The 16,369-nt window shown below is 72.3% G+C and carries 14 protein-coding genes, 1 pseudogene and 1 riboswitch; of the genes and pseudogenes, 13 read left to right on the top strand and 2 right to left on the bottom strand.

Annotation, left to right across the window (positions count from 1 at the left end; genetic code table 11):
• The first annotated feature begins 37 nt into the window (after positions 1-37).
• Complete coding sequence (locus tag ACW14Y_RS10200; protein ID WP_380303874.1) at positions 38-871, top strand: Fpg/Nei family DNA glycosylase; 834 nt, start codon at positions 38-40, stop codon at positions 869-871.
• A 121-nt stretch (positions 872-992) separates the two neighbouring features.
• On the opposite strand, the pseudogene ACW14Y_RS10195 reads toward ACW14Y_RS10200, so the two are convergent.
• A pseudogene (locus tag ACW14Y_RS10195) lies at positions 993-1,328 on the bottom strand (ArsR/SmtB family transcription factor); the annotation flags it as partial.
• An 83-nt stretch (positions 1,329-1,411) separates the two neighbouring features.
• Positions 1,412-1,604, top strand: a riboswitch (cobalamin riboswitch).
• 32 nt (positions 1,605-1,636) lie between these two features.
• Between ACW14Y_RS10195 and nicT the strand changes: the two are divergent.
• The 6 genes from nicT to ACW14Y_RS10165 all read left to right on the top strand — a co-directional run bounded on the left by nicT (position 1,637) and on the right by ACW14Y_RS10165 (position 7,418).
• Positions 1,637-2,806: a Nickel transporter NicT gene (gene nicT / locus ACW14Y_RS10190; RefSeq protein ID WP_380303872.1), complete on the top strand. Its 1,170-nt coding sequence runs from the start codon at positions 1,637-1,639 to the stop codon at positions 2,804-2,806.
• A 66-nt stretch (positions 2,807-2,872) separates the two neighbouring features.
• On the top strand, positions 2,873-3,979 hold the full coding sequence (locus tag ACW14Y_RS10185; protein ID WP_380303870.1) for a M24 family metallopeptidase: 1,107 nt from the start codon (positions 2,873-2,875) through the stop codon (positions 3,977-3,979).
• Positions 3,980-4,045: 66 nt separating this feature from the next.
• The gene (efp, locus tag ACW14Y_RS10180; RefSeq protein ID WP_266275326.1) at positions 4,046-4,609 is read left to right on the top strand and encodes an elongation factor P; all 564 of its coding nucleotides are present in this window, start codon (positions 4,046-4,048) and stop codon (positions 4,607-4,609) included.
• Positions 4,610-4,613: 4 nt separating this feature from the next.
• Positions 4,614-5,051, top strand: a complete 438-nt coding sequence (nusB, locus tag ACW14Y_RS10175; RefSeq protein ID WP_380303867.1) for a transcription antitermination factor NusB — start codon at positions 4,614-4,616, stop codon at positions 5,049-5,051.
• Positions 5,052-5,210: 159 nt separating this feature from the next.
• Positions 5,211-6,050 carry a thioesterase family protein gene (locus tag ACW14Y_RS10170; protein WP_456986595.1) on the top strand — a complete coding sequence of 280 codons (840 nt, stop codon included), beginning with the start codon at positions 5,211-5,213 and terminating at the stop codon, positions 6,048-6,050.
• A 447-nt stretch (positions 6,051-6,497) separates the two neighbouring features.
• Positions 6,498-7,418 (top strand): hypothetical protein, encoded by a 921-nt coding sequence (locus ACW14Y_RS10165; RefSeq protein ID WP_380309956.1) that lies wholly within the window; start codon positions 6,498-6,500, stop codon positions 7,416-7,418.
• Between the two features lie 165 nt (positions 7,419-7,583).
• Here ACW14Y_RS10165 and bldD read toward each other — a convergent pair whose 3' ends face one another.
• Entirely contained in the window at positions 7,584-8,087 is a 504-nt protein-coding gene (gene bldD, locus ACW14Y_RS10160; RefSeq protein WP_030300254.1) for a transcriptional regulator BldD, read from the bottom strand.
• Positions 8,088-8,417: 330 nt separating this feature from the next.
• Between bldD and pyrR the strand changes: the two genes are divergently transcribed.
• Genes pyrR through carB form a run of 6 tightly spaced genes read left to right on the top strand, consistent with a single transcriptional unit; the run spans position 8,418 to position 16,364 of the window.
• Positions 8,418-9,041: a bifunctional pyr operon transcriptional regulator/uracil phosphoribosyltransferase PyrR gene (pyrR, locus tag ACW14Y_RS10155; protein ID WP_030396069.1), complete on the top strand. Its 624-nt coding sequence runs from the start codon at positions 8,418-8,420 to the stop codon at positions 9,039-9,041.
• A gap of 5 nt (positions 9,042-9,046) precedes the next feature.
• On the top strand, positions 9,047-10,024 hold the full coding sequence (locus ACW14Y_RS10150; RefSeq protein WP_030396070.1) for an aspartate carbamoyltransferase catalytic subunit: 978 nt from the start codon (positions 9,047-9,049) through the stop codon (positions 10,022-10,024).
• A complete protein-coding gene (locus tag ACW14Y_RS10145; protein ID WP_380309951.1) occupies positions 10,021-11,325 on the top strand; it encodes a dihydroorotase in 1,305 nt (434 codons plus the stop codon). Before ACW14Y_RS10150 ends, ACW14Y_RS10145 begins: the two co-directional genes overlap by 4 nt.
• The gene (locus ACW14Y_RS10140; RefSeq protein ID WP_380309949.1) at positions 11,322-11,906 is read left to right on the top strand and encodes a PH-like domain-containing protein; all 585 of its coding nucleotides are present in this window, start codon (positions 11,322-11,324) and stop codon (positions 11,904-11,906) included. Before ACW14Y_RS10145 ends, ACW14Y_RS10140 begins: the two co-directional genes overlap by 4 nt.
• Complete coding sequence (gene carA / locus ACW14Y_RS10135) at positions 11,903-13,060, top strand: glutamine-hydrolyzing carbamoyl-phosphate synthase small subunit (RefSeq protein WP_380309947.1); 1,158 nt, start codon at positions 11,903-11,905, stop codon at positions 13,058-13,060. The genes ACW14Y_RS10140 and carA overlap by 4 nt, the downstream gene beginning before the upstream one ends.
• Positions 13,053-16,364, top strand: a complete 3,312-nt coding sequence (gene carB, locus ACW14Y_RS10130) for a carbamoyl-phosphate synthase large subunit (RefSeq protein ID WP_380309945.1) — start codon at positions 13,053-13,055, stop codon at positions 16,362-16,364. Before carA ends, carB begins: the two co-directional genes overlap by 8 nt.
• The last annotated feature ends 5 nt before the right edge of the window (positions 16,365-16,369 follow it).

The raw sequence follows: 16,369 nt of genomic DNA, 5'->3' as shown, positions 1-16,369 counted from the left end.
GACGGGTCCTGAACGTTCGACCGGGGGAGCCGCGCCCGTGCCGGAAGGCCACATCATCCACCGTCTCGCCGCCGAGAACCACCGCGCCTTCGGCGGCCGGGCGGTCCGGGCCAGCAGCCCGCAGGGGCGGTTCGCGGACGGCGCCGAGCTGATCGACGGACGGGAGCTGGAGGCGGCGGAGGCCGTCGGCAAGCACCTGTTCCTCGGCTTCGGCGAGGACGCCTGGGTGCACATCCACCTCGGCCTGTACGGGGGCTTCACCTTCGCCGCGCTCGGCGACGGCCCGGTGCCGCCGCCGGTCGGCCTGGTCCGGCTGCGGCTGGAGAACGACGAGCACGTCGCCGATCTGCGCGGCCCCAACACCTGCGCGCTGATCACCGGCGCCGAGAAGGCCGCGGTGGCGGCCAGGCTCGGCCCCGACCCGCTGCGCGCCGACGCGGACCCGGACGCCGCCTGGCGGCGGATGGCCGCCAGCCGGACGACGGTCGCCGCCCTGCTGATGGACCAGAAGGTGCTGGCCGGGGTGGGGAACGTCTACCGCGCCGAGGTGCTGTTCCGGCACGGCATCGATCCGCACCGGGCGGGGCGCGAGCTGCTCCGGGCCGAGTGGGACGCGATCTGGGCCGACCTGGTCGCGCTGATGCGGGAGGGGGTCGGCGCGGGCCGGATCGACACCGTGCGCCCCGAGCACACCCCGGAGGCGATGGGCCGCCCGCCGCGGGTCGACGACCACGGCGGCGAGGTGTACGTCTACCGGCGGGCCGGGATGCCGTGCCTGGTCTGCGCCACCGAGGTCCGGGCCGAGGAGCACGCCTCCCGCAATCTGTTCTGGTGCCCGTCCTGCCAGCCGGCCGGTACCCCGGGCCGCTGACCGGGCCGTTGGCCGGGCGGGGTCAGCCGGTCGCGGCGTCGTGCTCGTGGTGCCCCTGGTGCTCGCCGTGCTCGTGCTGGTCGTCGTGCTCGTGGTGCTCGGGGGTGTCGACGGCGCACGCGTCCAGCAGGGGGCGCAGATCCGCGTCCACGAGCCGGTAGCGCACGACACGTCCCTCCTTCTCGCCGGTCACCGCCCCGGCCGTCCGCAGCAGCCGCAGGGCCTGGGAGACGGCGGGGTCGCGCATGCCGGTGGCGACCGCCAGGTCGGAGACGGCGAGCGGCCCGGTGCGGTGCAGCGCCAGCAGCAGGGCGAGACGGCCGGGGTCGGCGAGCAGCGAGAAGCGCTCGGCCCAGGAGCGGACGCGGGCGGTGTCGCCGATCGCCGCGATGGCCTCGCAGACCCGGTGCCCGTCGATGGTGCGGTGGCCCGCGCGGTCGGCCGGTACGAGATGCATACGGGCCATTCTCGCAGGCGGGACGCTGTGATCCTGGACACCTGCGCAGGTGCGCAGCCTTGCAAGGGTCACCGCCCGCCGCCTACGGTGTTGCCCGCCGTGGTGCTCGGGAAGACCGGTGACGGACCCTCAGGGGTCCCAGTCCGGAGCGGCCCTCGCCACTGTGATCGGGGGGAAGTGTCCGTACCCACGTCGCCACTGGGCGCCTCGCGCGCTCGGGAAGGCGGGTACGGGAGCCCCGTCAGCCAGGAGACCGGCCGCGGCATCTCACGAAGTGTTTCCACGAGGTGCTGGAGCGTGATCCCAGGATGACCCTGCCCGAAACCGTCGCCGCCCCGGCGGCGCCCACCGCCCTGCCCACCTTCCGATGGCGGCGGGAGGACACCGTACGGACGGCCGGCCTGATGGGCGTGATCCTGGCCATGCACGTGGTGGCCTTCGGCACGCTGATCTTCCTCGTCGCGCCGGAGAAGTACGAGGTGGGCACCCAGGTCTTCGGGGTGGGCCTGGGCATCACCGCGTACACCCTCGGCATGCGGCACGCCTTCGACGCCGACCACATCGCGGTGATCGACAACACCACCCGGAAGCTGATGGCGGACGGCAAGCGGCCGGTCTCGGTCGGCTTCTGGTTCGCGCTCGGGCACTCCTCGATGGTGGTGCTGATGGCCGCCCTGGTGGCGGGCGGCGCGCAGCTGGCCAGCACCCTGATGGACGACGAGTCCACCACCCACCAGTGGCTCGGCGTGGTCGGCACCTCGGCCTCCGGGGTCTTCCTCTACCTGATCGGCGCGCTCAACCTGGCCGCGCTGTTCGGCATCCTCAAGGTCTTCCGCTCGATGCGGGCGGGCCGGTTCGACGAGGCCGAGCTGGAGGAGCACCTCAACTCGCGCGGTCTGCTGGCCCGGGTGCTGAACCGGGCCACCCGCTCGATCACCCGTCCCGGCCAGATGTTCCCGGTCGGCATGGTGCTCGGCCTGGGCTTCGACACCGCGACCGAGGTCACCCTGATGGTGATGGCGGGCTCCGGCGCGGCCTCCGGCCTGCCCTGGTACGCGATCGTCTGCCTGCCGCTGCTGTTCGCGGCCGGCATGAGCCTGTTCGACACCCTGGACGGCACCTTCATGAACTTCGCCTACCAGTGGGCGTTCTCCAACCCGGTGCGCAAGGTGTACTACAACCTGACCATCACCGGTCTGTCCATCGCGGTGGCGTTCATCATCGGGACCATCGAACTCGTCGGCGTCCTGCACGAGAAGCTGGACCTCACCGACCCGGTGACCGGCTGGATCGCGGACATCACCCTGGACAACGTCGGCTACGCCATCGTCGGCCTGTTCGTCGTGGTCTGGGGCGCCGCCATCGCCTACTGGCGCCTGGCCGGCGTCGAGAAGAAGTGGGCCGCCGCCCCGGTCACCGCCCCCGCCCCGACCGCCACCCAGGCCGCCGCCCAGACCCCCGCCGGCGGCCCCGGGTAGTCCCGCCCGGGCCCGGGTGGGGGCGTTCGGCGGGCGGATCGGGGGCGGGGTTCGTAGGCTCGACGCATGGCTGATGCGTACGCGGGCCGGCGGGAGCGGTTGCGGGAGCACTGCAGTGCGTCCGGGACCGACGCGGCGCTGATCACCCGGGCGGCGAACGTGCGGTACCTCACCGGGTGTCCGCCGTGCGGGGCGACCCTGCTGCTGACCCGGGACCGGGCGGTGCTGGCACTGCCCGACGACCTGCCGCCGGACGACACCGGGGAGCACCTGATCTCGCCCGAGGTGACCCGGCTGGAGGTGGCGGCCGGGGCGGACACCGCGCTGGCCGCCGCCGGTGCCGCGGCGGGGCTGCGGGTGGCCGGGCTGGCGGTGGAGGAGCACGACCTGACGGTCACCCGGCACCGGGCCGTGGCCGGGCTGGTCGAGGGCACCCGGCTGGCGGACGTCGGACAGGCGGTCGAGCGGCTGCGGGTGGTCAAGGACGAGTACGAGATCGCCGATCTGCGGATCGCCGCGGAGATCGCCGACCAGGCGCTCGGCGAGTTGCTGGAGTCGATCCTGGTCGGCCGGACCGAGCGGCACCTGGCGATGGAGCTGGAGCGCCGGATGATCGACCACGGCGCGGACCGCGCGGCGTTCCCGGTCTCGGTCGGCACCGGCAGCCACTCCGGCCAGCAGGCGCACCAGCCCACCGACCGCCGGGTCGAGGAGGGCGACTTCCTGACCGTGGTGCTCGGCGCCCGGTACCGGGGCTACGGCGTCTCGACCGCCCGGACCTTCGTGATCGGCGCGGCCCCGGCCCCCTGGCAGGTCGAGCTGCACCGGCTGGTGTTCCGGGCCCAGCGGGCCGGTCGGGAGGCGCTCGGCCCGGGGGTCGAGCAGCACGTGCCCGACCAGGCGGCGCGGGAGATTCTGCAGTCCGCCGGGCACACCGAGACCTCTCCGCACCCGGTCGGCCACGGCATCGGGCTGGAGATCCGGGAGGCACCGCGTCTCGGCCCCACGGACATGGGTAAACTGGACAGCCGCGTGCCGGTCACTGTCGGCCCGGGGGTCCACCTCCCGGGACGCGGCGGGGTCCGGATCGAGGACACGCTCGTCGTTCGCCCCCTTGAGGAGGGCGGGCCCGAGCTGCTCACCATCACCACCAAGGAGCTCCTCGCCCTGTGACACGGGTGTGTCCCAGGACGCGACCCCTTGGTTCCTTGACAGCTATATCCAGGAGTTAGTGCGCCCGTGGCTTCCACGAACGATCTCAAGAACGGCATGGTCCTCAAGCTGGACGGCGGGAAGCTCTGGTCCGTCGTCGAGTTCCAGCACGTCAAGCCCGGCAAGGGCCCGGCCTTCGTGCGCACCAAGCTCAAGGAGGTCCTGACGGGCAAGGTCGTCGACAAGACCTTCAACGCCGGCACCAAGGTCGAGACCGCCAACGTCGACAAGCGCACCATGCAGTTCTCGTACAAGGACGGCGAGAACTACGTGTTCATGGACATGGACACCTTCGACCAGCTGACGATCGAGCCGGTCGTCGTCGGTGACGCCGCCAAGTACCTGCTCGAGGGCTTCGACGCGCTCGTCGCCGTGAACGACGGCGCGGTGCTCTACATCGAGCTCCCGGCCGCCGTCGAGCTGGTCATCGCCGAGACCGAGCCGGGCGTCCAGGGCGACCGCTCCACCGGTGGCACCAAGCCGGCCACGCTGGAGACGGGCGCCGAGATCCAGGTCCCGCTCTTCGTGACCACCGGCGAGAAGGTCAAGGTCGACACCCGCGACGGCAGCTACCTCGGCCGGGTGAAGTAAGTCCGTGTCGTCCGCACGCACCAAGGCCCGCACGCGAGCCTTCCAGATCCTGTTCGAGGCCGACCACCGTGGGGTCGACCCGCTGACGGTCCTCGCCGACTGGGTGGCCCGGGCCCGGGAGCCCAAGCCGGACGAGGGCACTCCGCAGGTCGGCGAGTACACCATGGAGCTGGTCGAGGGGTACGTCCAGTACGCCCGCCGGATCGATGATCTGATCTCGCAGTACGCCGTCGGCTGGACGCTCGACCGGATGCCGATCGCGGACCGCAACGTCCTGCGGCTCGGTACCTACGAGCTGATCTGGGAGGACGGCGTCCCGGACGCGGTCGTCGTCGACGAGGCGGTGGAGATCGCCAAGGAGTACTCCACGGACGACTCCCCGGCGTTCGTCAACGGTCTGCTGGCCCGCTTCATGGAGCTCAAGCCGAGCATCCGCCGCTGAGGCGCGCACCTGTACCGACGGCCGTCGGACCGGAAACGGTCCGGCGGCCGTTCGGCGTGTTCACCCGTTCGGCGTATGGTGGCCCTACTCGTCAGTAACCTCATGTTCCGGCGGCCCACGCCCGTCGGCGACCCCGTAGTGAAGGGCAGGCCACCCCCCATGACCACGGCGATCCGCAGCGAGTTCGACCAGGGCATCGCCCTCACCCCGCACCAGGACGAGCCCGGCCGGTACGACGGCGACCTCGGCGCCGGCTGGCAGATCGGCGGCGGCGTCAACGGCGGACTGCTGCTGGCCGTCGCCGGCCACGCGCTCTCGCTCGCGCACTCCGCCCGCCCGGAGAGCGCGAGCCACACCGACCCGGTGTCGATCAGCGGCTACTACCTCTCCGCCGCCACCCCCGGGCCGGCCACCGTGCGCACCGACGTCGTCCGCACCGGCCGCACGCTCTCCACCGGCACCGCCTCGCTCAGCCAGGACGGTGTGGAACGGCTGCGGGTGCTCGCCACCCACGGCGACCTCGCCACCCACGACGGCGAGGTGCGGACCAGCGCCACCCCGCCGCAGCTGCCGCCGCCGGACCAGTGCATCGGCGTCGAGCACGCGCCCAAGGAGCTGATCGCCCAGGCCGCGCTGCTGGAGCGGTTCGACCTGCGGCTCGACCCGGCGACCATCGGCTGGGCGCTCGGACAGCCGTCCGGCACCGGCCGGATCCAGGGCTGGTTCCGGCTCGCCGACGGCCGGGAGCCCGACCCGCTGCTGCTCCTGCTGGTCGCCGACGCGCTGCCGCCGGTCACCTTCGACCTCGGCATGCCGGGCTGGGCGCCGACCGTGGAGCTGACGGTGCATCTGCGGGCCAAGCCCGCCCCGGGCTGGCTGCGGGTCGTGCACGCGACCCGGAACCTGGCGGGCGGGTACTTCGAGGAGGACGCGGAGGTCTGGGACGAGGCCGGGCGCCTGGTCGCGCAGTCCCGGCAACTGGCCCGCGTGCCCAGGTAATTCGCCCGCTCGCCTCCGGGGCGCTCTTGTCCGGTGCCGACGGTCGGCGCTCCGATGCCCCTTCGTTCCTCAGGGGCCTTCTTGCGCTCTCCCTTTCGGCACCGGCGCGCCCCTTCGGCTCGGGGCGGGGGTCGCCCGCTCGCCTCCTTCGTGGGGCCTCGGGGGACTCGCGCTCTTCCGGGGGCGCTCGTTCGGGGGGCGTGCGCGGGCGTGGGTGGCTGAAATGGTGTGAGCGGGTGGGCACGGGGTGTGACGACGGCGCCTCGCGCGGGGCGGATGCGCGGGGCGCGACCGCTCGGGCGCACAACCGTGCGTGACTCCAAACATCCGATTCACCCTCGGTTACAGTCCTGTGACACGTCGTACGTGTGCGCCACGCGGGGCGGGGGAGGACAAGGTCGGCGGTGCACCCGCCGCCGACCCGCCCGCCCCGCCCGAGGAGCCCCGATGAGCCGCAACGGCCGCGCCCGCCGCACCCCCGACTGCACCGCCGCCGGCCACCGCCCCCGGGTCCGTCCGCGCACCGCCGCCGAGCGGGCCGAGGGCTGCGAGCGGCAGCGGTCCGAGGGGGCCGGCCAGGCCTTCGTGATCGGGGTGCTGACCAGCGAGGCGGACTTCGAGGAGGCCCGCGCCTGGCAGCTGTCGGACGCCCCCGACCACGAGCGGTACCTGGCCGAGACCGCCGAGCTGCTCGCCGACGCCCGGCGGCGCTTCGACACCGTCCGGGCGCGGATGTTCCACCCGCAGGACTTCGCCGAGTTCTGTCTGCTGCACGGCCTCGACCCGGCCGAGCCGGCCGCCCGCGAGCGCTACCTGGTCAACCCGCCGCTGCAGACCCAGCTGTTGGCCTATCAAGGGGAGGAGCTGGTCGGCGACTTCCTGCCGCGGCTGGTGCGGGCCCGGGAGAACGGGCTGACGCTGCGGCACGCCGACCTGCTGCTCGACGGCCGCCTCCACGGGGAGCGCGACGAGGCCGTGCGCGGCGCCTACGAGCAGGGCGCCGAGGTGTTCCGCCGGATGCTGCTGGGGGCCGGCTGCGGCGTCTACGAGCTGCGGCTGTCGGTGGACGCCCCCGGCGGGCGGCTGACCGCGGCGGCCCGGGTGCTCCAGTGGGAGGACGGCGTGGTGCGGATCAACGACGAGGACCTCGAACTGCTCTGCGCGGTGCTCTGCGCCGGGCTGGCCCGGGGGCTGCCCGGTCTTGCGGTGCTGCACGGCGCGCAGGGTTCCGCGGCGGCCTGCGGGGAGTACCGGCCGACCGCCTGGGCCTGGGCCAGCGAGGGGCAGGTGTGGACGCCCTCGGCCGGTCCGGTGCGGCTGGACGGCGTGGCGGCCGAGCCGGGCTACCGGCTGGAGACGGTTTGCTGAGCACGGGAACGGGCACACGGGCGGGCGTCGGGACGGCCGCTCGGGAACGCCGCGGCGCGACACCCTGTGCGGGGTGCCGCGCCGTGACGTTTCTGCTGGTGCGAGCCGTTCCCGCTCCTGTTTCGTGGGCCGCGAACCGAGGAGCCGGGAACCGGGGGCCGGGACTCAGCCCGTCTCCTCCTCGCGCACCGCACGGCGCGCGTCGGGGTTGAGCACGCCCCAGGAGATGAGCTGCTCGGTGAGGATCGACGGCGACTGGTCGTAGATCACGGCCAGGGTGCGCAGGTCGTCCTGGCGGATCGACAGCACCTTGCCGTTGTAGTCGCCGCGCTGGCTCTGGATGGTCGCCGCGTAGCGCTGCAGCGGGCCGGCCTTCTCGGACGGGACCTGGGTCAGTCTCTCCAGGTCGAGGACCAGGCGCGGCGGCGGCTCGGCCGCGCCGCCGGGCGTACCGCCGGGCAGCAGCTCCTGTACCGGGACCCCGTAGAACTCCGCCAGTTCGGCCAGCCGCTGCACGGTGACCGCACGGTCGCCACGCTCGTACGAGCCGACGACCACTGCCTTCCAGCGCCCCTGGGACTTCTCCTCGACACCGTGCAGGGAGAGCCCCTGCTGGGTGCGGATGGCTCGGAGCTTGCCTCCGAGCTGCTTCGCGTAGTCGCTGGACATTGATCTCCCCGGACGAGATTGCTTCGCGTTCAGTGGTGGGTCACGGGCGATTGCCGACGCCGTTACCGGTGGGTTCGACGTCCGTCTCGTAACTCACTGTGAGGTTACGTAGAGTGAGGTAGTTGCGTCAAGCCGAATGGGGCAGTCGTGCGAATGGGCCGCATCAGGGGTGCGTCCGGCACGTGAACCAGGGGAAGCGGAACGATGGCCGTCGGTTGGCCGCAGAATCACGCTGGTAGGATGACCGGAGCCCGCGCCGCAGGTCGGCGGGGGTCTCCCGACATCCTTTAAGACCCGTCCCGTGAGGCGGGGAAGGAGGTCCGCTTCGGCATGACCGCACACCAGGAATCCGCACCGAGGCCGCCGCACCAAGTGCTGGACGGCACGGACATCGCCCGGGTCATCACCCGGATAGCGCACGAGATCGTCGAGCGCGCCAAGGGCGCCGAGGACGTCGTGCTGCTGGGCATCCACACCAGGGGTGTCCACCTCGCCCGGCGGCTGCACGCCAGGCTCGCCCAGATCACCGACCAGGACATCCCGCTCGGCACCCTGGACATCACGATGTACCGGGACGATCTGCGGCTGAAGCCCGCCCGCGCCCTGGAGCACACCGAGATCCCGCCCGGCGGCATCGACGGCCGGCTGGTCGTTCTCGTCGACGACGTGCTCTTCTCCGGCCGCACCATCCGCGCCGCGCTCGACGCCCTGAACGACATCGGCCGGCCGCGCGCGGTCCAGCTCGCCGTCCTCGTCGACCGGGGCCACCGCGAGCTGCCGATCCGCGCCGACTACGTGGGCAAGAACCTCCCCACCTCGCTGCGCGAGGCCGTCCAGGTGCGCCTGTCCGACCGCGACGGCGTGGACGCCGTGCTCGTCGGCGACCGCGACTTCGCGGCGCGCTCCTCCCAGGCCCTGGCCGCTCAGGCCACCGAATCGCACCTCCCGGAGTAACCCGCGTGAAGCGCCATCTCGTGTCCGCCGCCGATCTCACCCGCGACGACGCGCTGCTCGTCCTGGACACCGCCGAGGAACTCGCCCAGCTGTCCGGCCGGGCCGTCAAGAAGCTCCCCACCCTCCGCGGCCGCACCGTCGTCAACCTCTTCTTCGAGGACTCGACCCGCACCAAGACCTCCTTCGAGGTCGCCGAGAAGCGGCTCTCCGCGGACGTCATCAACTTCTCCGCCAAGGGCTCCTCGGTCTCCAAGGGCGAGAGCCTCAAGGACACCGCGCTGACCCTCCAGGCGATGGGCGCCGACGCGGTCGTCGTCCGGCACCACGCCTCCGGCGCGCCGGCCCGGCTGGCCCAGTCCGACTGGCTGCACGGCAGCGTCATCAACGCCGGTGACGGCACCCACGAGCACCCCACCCAGGCCCTGCTCGACGCCTTCACCATGCGCCGTCACCTCAACCCGGGGGCCGGCAACGACCTGGCCGGGCGGCGGGTGACCATCGTCGGCGACATCCTGCACAGCAGGGTGGCCCGCTCGAACGTCCACCTGCTCACCACGCTCGGCGCCCAGGTGACCTTCGTCGCCCCGCCGACCCTGCTGCCGATCGGGATCGAGAACTGGCCCTGCGAGGTCAGCTACGACCTGGAGAGCGTGCTCCCGAAGACCGACGCGCTGATGATGCTGCGGGTCCAGCGCGAGCGGATGAACGCCGCGTTCTTCCCCACCGAGCGCGAGTACACCCGCCGCTACGGCGTGGACGGCCCGCGGATGTCCCGGCTGCCCGAGCACGCCATCGTCATGCACCCCGGCCCGATGGTCCGCGGCATGGAGATCACCGCCGAGGTCGCCGACTCCCCGCGCTGCACCGTGGTCGAGCAGGTCGCCAACGGCGTCTCCGTCCGGATGGCCGTGCTCTACCTGCTGCTCGGCGGAGCCACCCTCACCGACACCCCCCGCACCGACTCCGTGGAGAGCGCCAAGTGACCACCTACCTGATCCGCAACGCCCAGATCCTCGGTGGCGCTCCGCAGGACCTCCACCTCGTCGACGGCGTGATCGCGGCGATCGGCACCGCCCTGGACGCCACGGCGGACATCGAGATCGACGCCACCGGGCTGATCGTCCTGCCCGGCCTGGTCGACCTGCACACCCACCTGCGCGAGCCCGGCCGCGAGGACGCCGAGACCGTCCTCACCGGCACCCGCGCCGCCGCCAAGGGCGGCTTCACCGCCGTCCACGCCATGGCCAACACCTTCCCGGTGGCCGACACCGCCGGTGTGGTCGAGCAGGTCTGGCGGCTGGGCCAGGAGTCCGGCTACTGCGACGTCCAGCCGGTCGGCGCCGTCACCGTCGGCCTGGAGGGCAAGAAGCTCGCCGAGCTGGGCGCCATGCACGAGTCCGCCGCCGGCGTCCGGGTCTTCTCCGACGACGGCAAGTGCGTCGACGACGCGGTGATGATGCGCCGCGCGCTGGAGTACGTGAAGGCCTTCGACGGTGTCGTCGCCCAGCACGCGCAGGAGCCCCGGCTGACCGAGGGCGCCCAGATGAACGAGGGCCAGGTCTCCGGCGAGCTCGGCCTCGGCGGCTGGCCGGCCGTCGCGGAGGAGGCGATCATCGCCCGTGACGTGCTGCTCGCCGCGCACGTCGGCTCCCGGCTGCACATCTGCCACGTCTCCACCGCCGGCTCGGTCGAGATCGTCCGCTGGGCCAAGGCCAAGGGCTGGGACGTCACCGCCGAGGTCACCCCGCACCACCTGCTGCTGACCGACGAGCTGGTCCGCTCCTACGACCCGGTGTACAAGGTCAACCCGCCGCTGCGCACCGCCGAGGACGTCCAGGCGCTGCGCAAGGCGCTGGCGGACGGCACCATCGACGCCGTCGCCACCGACCACGCGCCGCACCCGGCCGAGGACAAGGACTGCGAGTGGGCCGTGGCCGCGATGGGCATGGTCGGCCTGGAGACCGCGCTGTCCGTGGTGCAGCAGACCATGGTCGACACCGGCCTGCTGAACTGGGAGGGCGTCGCCGACCGGATGTCGCACCGCCCGGCCCGGATCGGCCGCCTCGCGGGGCAGGGCCGGCCGGTCTCGGTGGGTGAGCCCGCCAACCTGGTGCTGTTCGATCCCGCGTACCGTGGTGCCGTGAACCCCGACAGCTTCGCCACGCGCTCCCGCAACACCCCTTACAAGGGCCTCGACCTGCCCGGACGGGTGCACGCCACCTTCCTGCGCGGCCGCGCCACGGTGCTGGCCGGCGAGCTGGTCGAGCAGGGCGGTCTCGCGTGAGCTCCACGACCGGGGGCGCCGCGGCGCTGCTGGCCCAGGAGCAGGCCAGGGTGACCAATTGGCCCGGGTACATCGGCTGGACGGTCGGCCTGCTGCTGGTCATCGGCCTCGTCTACTGGCTGATGCGCCAGGGCTGGAACTGGCGCCGCACCCTGCAGTCCGGGATCCCGCCGCTCCCCGCCGTGCCGGAGCGCGCCGGCCGGACCATCCTGGAGACCAGCGGCCGGTACCACGGCACCACCACCGCCGGGAACTGGCTCGACCGGGTCGTCGCGCACGGCCTGGGCACCCGCAGCCGCGCCGATCTGACCCTCGGCGAGAACGGCCTGCTGGTGCAGCGCCCGGGTGACGTCGACTTCTGGATCCCCGCCGAGCACCTGACCGGTGCCCGGACGGACTCCGGGATCGCCGGCAAGGTCGTCCCGTCCGGGCTCCTCGTCGTCACCTGGGCGCACGAGGGCACGGAGCTGGACTCCGGTTTCCGGGCCGACCACCCGGACGAGCACGCCGCCTGGGTCGAGGCGGTCGCTCAACTCGCAACACGTACGACGACGAAGAAGACGGAAGAGGCCGCGTCATGACCGCACCTGCCCCCACCACGCAGCGCCAACGGCGGGAGCGTGTGCCCGCTGTGCTCGTCCTGGAGGACGGCCGGACCTTCCGGGGCCAGGCCTACGGCGCGACCGGCGAGACCTACGGCGAGGCCGTCTTCAACACCGGCATGTCCGGCTACCAGGAGACCCTCACCGACCCCTCGTACCACCGCCAGGTGGTCGTGATGACCGCCCCGCAGATCGGCAACACCGGCTGGAACGACGAGGACGACGAGTCCAAGCAGATCTGGGTCGCCGGGTACGTCGTCCGCGACCCCTCCCGGGTCGCCTCCAACTGGCGCTCCCGCCGCTCGCTGGACGAGGAGCTGGTGAACCAGGGCGTCGTCGGCATCAGCGGCATCGACACCCGGGCGCTCACCCGCCACCTGCGCGAGCGCGGCGCCATGCGCTGCGGCATCTTCTCCGGCGAGGCCCTGGCCGACCCGGCCGCGCTGCTCGCCAAGGTGCAGTCCTCGCCCGAGATGAAGGGCGCCGACCTGTGCGCCGAGGTCGCCACCACCGAGCCGTACGTGGTGCCCGCGATCGGTGAGAAGCGCTTCACCGTCGCCGCCCTGGACCTCGGCATCAAGGCGATGACCCCGCAGCGGATGGCCGAGCGCGGCATCGAGGTGCACGTGCTGCCCGCCAACGCCACGATCGAGGACGTCTACGCCGTCGACCCCGACGGCGTGTTCTTCTCCAACGGTCCGGGCGACCCGGCGACCGCCGACCACCAGGTCGCGGTGGCGCAGGGCGTGCTGGAGCGGAAGACCCCGTTCTTCGGGATCTGCTTCGGCAACCAGATCCTCGGCCGCGCGCTGGGCTTCGGCACCTACAAGCTCAAGTACGGCCACCGCGGCATCAACCAGCCGGTGCAGGACCGCACCACCGGCAAGGTCGAGGTGACCGCCCACAACCACGGCTTCGCCGTGAACGCGCCGCTGGACAAGGTCAGCGACACCCCGTACGGGCGGGTCGAGGTCTCCCACGTCTGCCTGAACGACGACGTGGTGGAGGGCCTCCAGGCGCTCGACGTGCCCGCCTTCAGCGTGCAGTACCACCCCGAAGCGGCTGCCGGCCCGCACGACGCGGCCTACCTCTTCGACCGTTTCGTTGAGCTCATGGAGGGCCAGCGTGCCTAAGCGCACCGACATCAAGTCCGTCCTGGTCATCGGGTCCGGCCCGATCGTGATCGGCCAGGCCGCCGAGTTCGACTACTCGGGCACGCAGGCGTGTCGCGTCCTCAAGGCCGAGGGCCTGCGGGTCGTCCTGGTGAACTCCAACCCGGCGACGATCATGACCGACCCGGAGATCGCCGACGCCACCTACGTCGAGCCGATCACCCCGGAGTTCGTCGAGAAGATCATCGCCAAGGAGCGCCCCGACGCCCTGCTGCCCACCCTGGGCGGGCAGACCGCGCTCAACACCGCGATCTCCCTGCACGCCGCCGGCACGCTGGAGAAGTACGGCGTCGAGCTGATCGGCGCCGACGTCGAGGCGATCAACAAGGGCGAGGACCGCGAGCTGTTCAAGGGCGTGGTCGAGGCCGTCAACGCCAAGATCGGCCACGGCGAGTCCGCCCGCTCGGTCATCTGCCACACCATGGACGAGGTCATCGCCGGGGTCGACACCCTGGGCGGCTACCCGGTCGTCGTCCGCCCCTCCTTCACCATGGGCGGCGCCGGCTCCGGCTTCGCCCACGACGAGGGCGAGCTGCGCCGCATCGCCGGCCAGGGCCTGACGCTCTCCCCGACCACCGAGGTGCTCCTGGAGGAGTCCATCCTCGGCTGGAAGGAGTACGAGCTGGAGCTGATGCGCGACAAGAACGACAACGTCGTGGTCGTCTGCTCGATCGAGAACTTCGACCCGATGGGCGTGCACACCGGTGACTCGATCACCGTCGCCCCGGCGATGACGCTCACCGACCGCGAGTACCAGATCCTGCGCGACATCGGCATCGCCGTGATCCGCGAGGTCGGCGTCGACACCGGCGGCTGCAACATCCAGTTCGCCGTCAACCCCGACGACGGCCGGGTCATCGTCATCGAGATGAACCCGCGGGTGTCCCGCTCCTCGGCGCTGGCCTCCAAGGCGACCGGCTTCCCGATCGCCAAGATCGCCGCCAAGCTGGCCGTCGGCTACACCCTCGACGAGATCCCCAACGACATCACCGAGCAGACCCCGGCCTCCTTCGAGCCGGCCCTCGACTACGTCGTGGTCAAGGTCCCGCGGTTCGCGTTCGAGAAGTTCCCGAGCGCCGACGCCACCCTCACCACCACCATGAAGTCGGTCGGCGAGGCCATGGCCATGGGCCGCAACTTCCCCGAGGCGCTGCAGAAGGCGCTGCGCTCGCTGGAGAAGAAGGGCTCCCAGTTCACCTGGGTCGGCCCGGTCGGCGACAAGGCCGAGCTGCTGGCCAAGGCGGTCGTGCCGACCGACGGCCGGATCAACACCGTGATGCAGGCCATCCGCGCCGGGGCCACCCCGGACGAGGTGTTCGAGTTCACCAAGATCGACCCGTGGTTCGTCGACCAGCTCTTCCTGCTCGACGAGATCGCCGCCGAGCTGGCCGAGGCCCCCGAGCTCACCCCCGAGCTGCTGCGCCACGCCAAGCGGCACGGCTTCTCCGACCACCAGGTCGGCGAGATCCGCGGCCTGCGCCCGGACGTCGTCCGCGAGGTCCGGCACGCGCTGGGCATCCGCCCGGTCTTCAAGACCGTCGACACCTGCGCGGCCGAGTTCGCGGCCAAGACCCCGTACTTCTACTCGTCCTACGACGAGGAGAACGAGGTCGCCCCGCGCACCAAGCCCGCGGTGATCATCCTCGGCTCCGGCCCGAACCGCATCGGCCAGGGCATCGAGTTCGACTACTCCTGCGTGCACGCCTCCTTCGCGCTCGCCGAGGCCGGGTACGAGACCGTCATGGTCAACTGCAACCCGGAGACCGTCTCCACCGACTACGACACCTCCGACCGGCTCTACTTCGAGCCGCTCACCCTGGAGGACGTGCTGGAGATCGTCCACGCCGAGAAGCAGGCCGGACCGCTCGCCGGTGTGATCGTCCAGCTCGGCGGCCAGACCCCGCTCGGCCTGGCCCAGGCGCTCAAGGACAACGGCGTGCCGATCGTCGGCACCCAGCCGGAGGCCATCGACCTGGCCGAGGAGCGCGGCGCCTTCGGCCGCGTGCTGCGCGACGCGGGCCTGCCCGCCCCCAAGCACGGCACCGCCTTCTCCTTCGCGGAGGCCAAGGCCCTCGCCGACGAGATCGGCTACCCGGTGCTCGCCCGCCCGTCCTACGTGCTCGGCGGACGCGGCATGGAGATCGTCTACGACGAGGAGTCGCTCGCCTCCTACCTGGAGCGGCACGCCGGTCTGATCTCCGAGCACCCGGTGCTGATCGACCGCTTCCTCGACGACGCGGTGGAGATCGACGTCGACGCCCTCTACGACGGCACCGAGCTGTACCTCGGCGGCGTCATGGAGCACATCGAGGAGGCCGGCATCCACTCCGGCGACTCCGCCTGCGCCCTGCCGCCGATCACCCTCGGCGGGTACGACATCAAGCGGCTGCGCGCCTCCACCGAGGCCATCGCCCGCGGCGTCGGGGTGCGCGGTCTGATCAACATCCAGTTCGCGCTCTCCGGCGACATCCTGTACGTCCTGGAGGCCAACCCGCGCGCCTCGCGCACCGTGCCGTTCACCTCCAAGGCGACCGCGGTGCCGCTGGCCAAGGCCGCCGCCCGGGTCTCGCTCGGCGCCACCATCGCCGAGCTGCGCGCCGAGGGCATGCTCCCGGCCGAGGGCGACGGCGGCACCCTGCCGGCCGACGCCCCGATCGCGGTCAAGGAGGCCGTGATGCCGTGGAGCCGCTTCCGCGACGTCCACGGCCGCGGCGTGGACACCGTCCTCGGCCCGGAGATGCGCTCCACCGGCGAGGTCATGGGCCTGGACCGGGTCTTCGGCACCGCCTACGCGAAGGCCCAGGCCGGCGCCTACGGCGCGCTGCCGACCAAGGGCAAGGTCTTCGTCTCGGTCGCCAACCGCGACAAGCGCAACCTGGTCTTCCCGGCCCGCGCGCTGGTCAGCCTGGGCTTCGAGGTGCTCGCCACCGCCGGCACCGCCGAGGTCCTCCAGCGCGGCGGCATCCCGTCCACGCTGGTGCGCAAGCACAGCGAGGGCGAGGGCCCGAACGGCGAGCGGACCATCGTCCAGCTGATCCACGACGGCGAGGTCGACCTCATCATCAACACGCCGTACGGCACCGGCGGCCGTCTCGACGGCTACGAGATCCGCACCGCCGCCGTCGCCCGCGCGGTGCCCTGCCTGACCACCGTCCAGGCCATGGGCGCCGCCGTCCAGGGCATCGACCGGCTGCTGCGCGACGAGGTCGGCGTCATGTCGCTCCAGGAGCACGCCGAGCTGATCAACGCCGGCCGCGCCAACTAGCACCA

It is taken from the genome of Kitasatospora sp. cg17-2 (genome assembly GCF_054031055.1).
This window is presented reverse-complemented; position numbering and strand designations above follow the sequence as displayed.

Coding starts and splice junctions, on each gene's coding strand:
- nicT (WP_380303872.1), top strand. CDS start 1,637: ATGACCCTGCCCGAAACCGTCGCCGCCCCGGCGGCGCCCACCGCCCTG.
- ACW14Y_RS10185 (WP_380303870.1), top strand. CDS start 2,873: ATGGCTGATGCGTACGCGGGCCGGCGGGAGCGGTTGCGGGAGCACTGC.
- ACW14Y_RS10170 (WP_456986595.1), top strand. CDS start 5,211: ATGACCACGGCGATCCGCAGCGAGTTCGACCAGGGCATCGCCCTCACC.
- ACW14Y_RS10165 (WP_380309956.1), top strand. CDS start 6,498: ATGAGCCGCAACGGCCGCGCCCGCCGCACCCCCGACTGCACCGCCGCC.
- bldD (WP_030300254.1), bottom strand. CDS start 8,087: ATGTCCAGCGACTACGCGAAGCAGCTCGGAGGCAAGCTCCGAGCCATC.
- pyrR (WP_030396069.1), top strand. CDS start 8,418: ATGACCGCACACCAGGAATCCGCACCGAGGCCGCCGCACCAAGTGCTG.
- carA (WP_380309947.1), top strand. CDS start 11,903: ATGACCGCACCTGCCCCCACCACGCAGCGCCAACGGCGGGAGCGTGTG.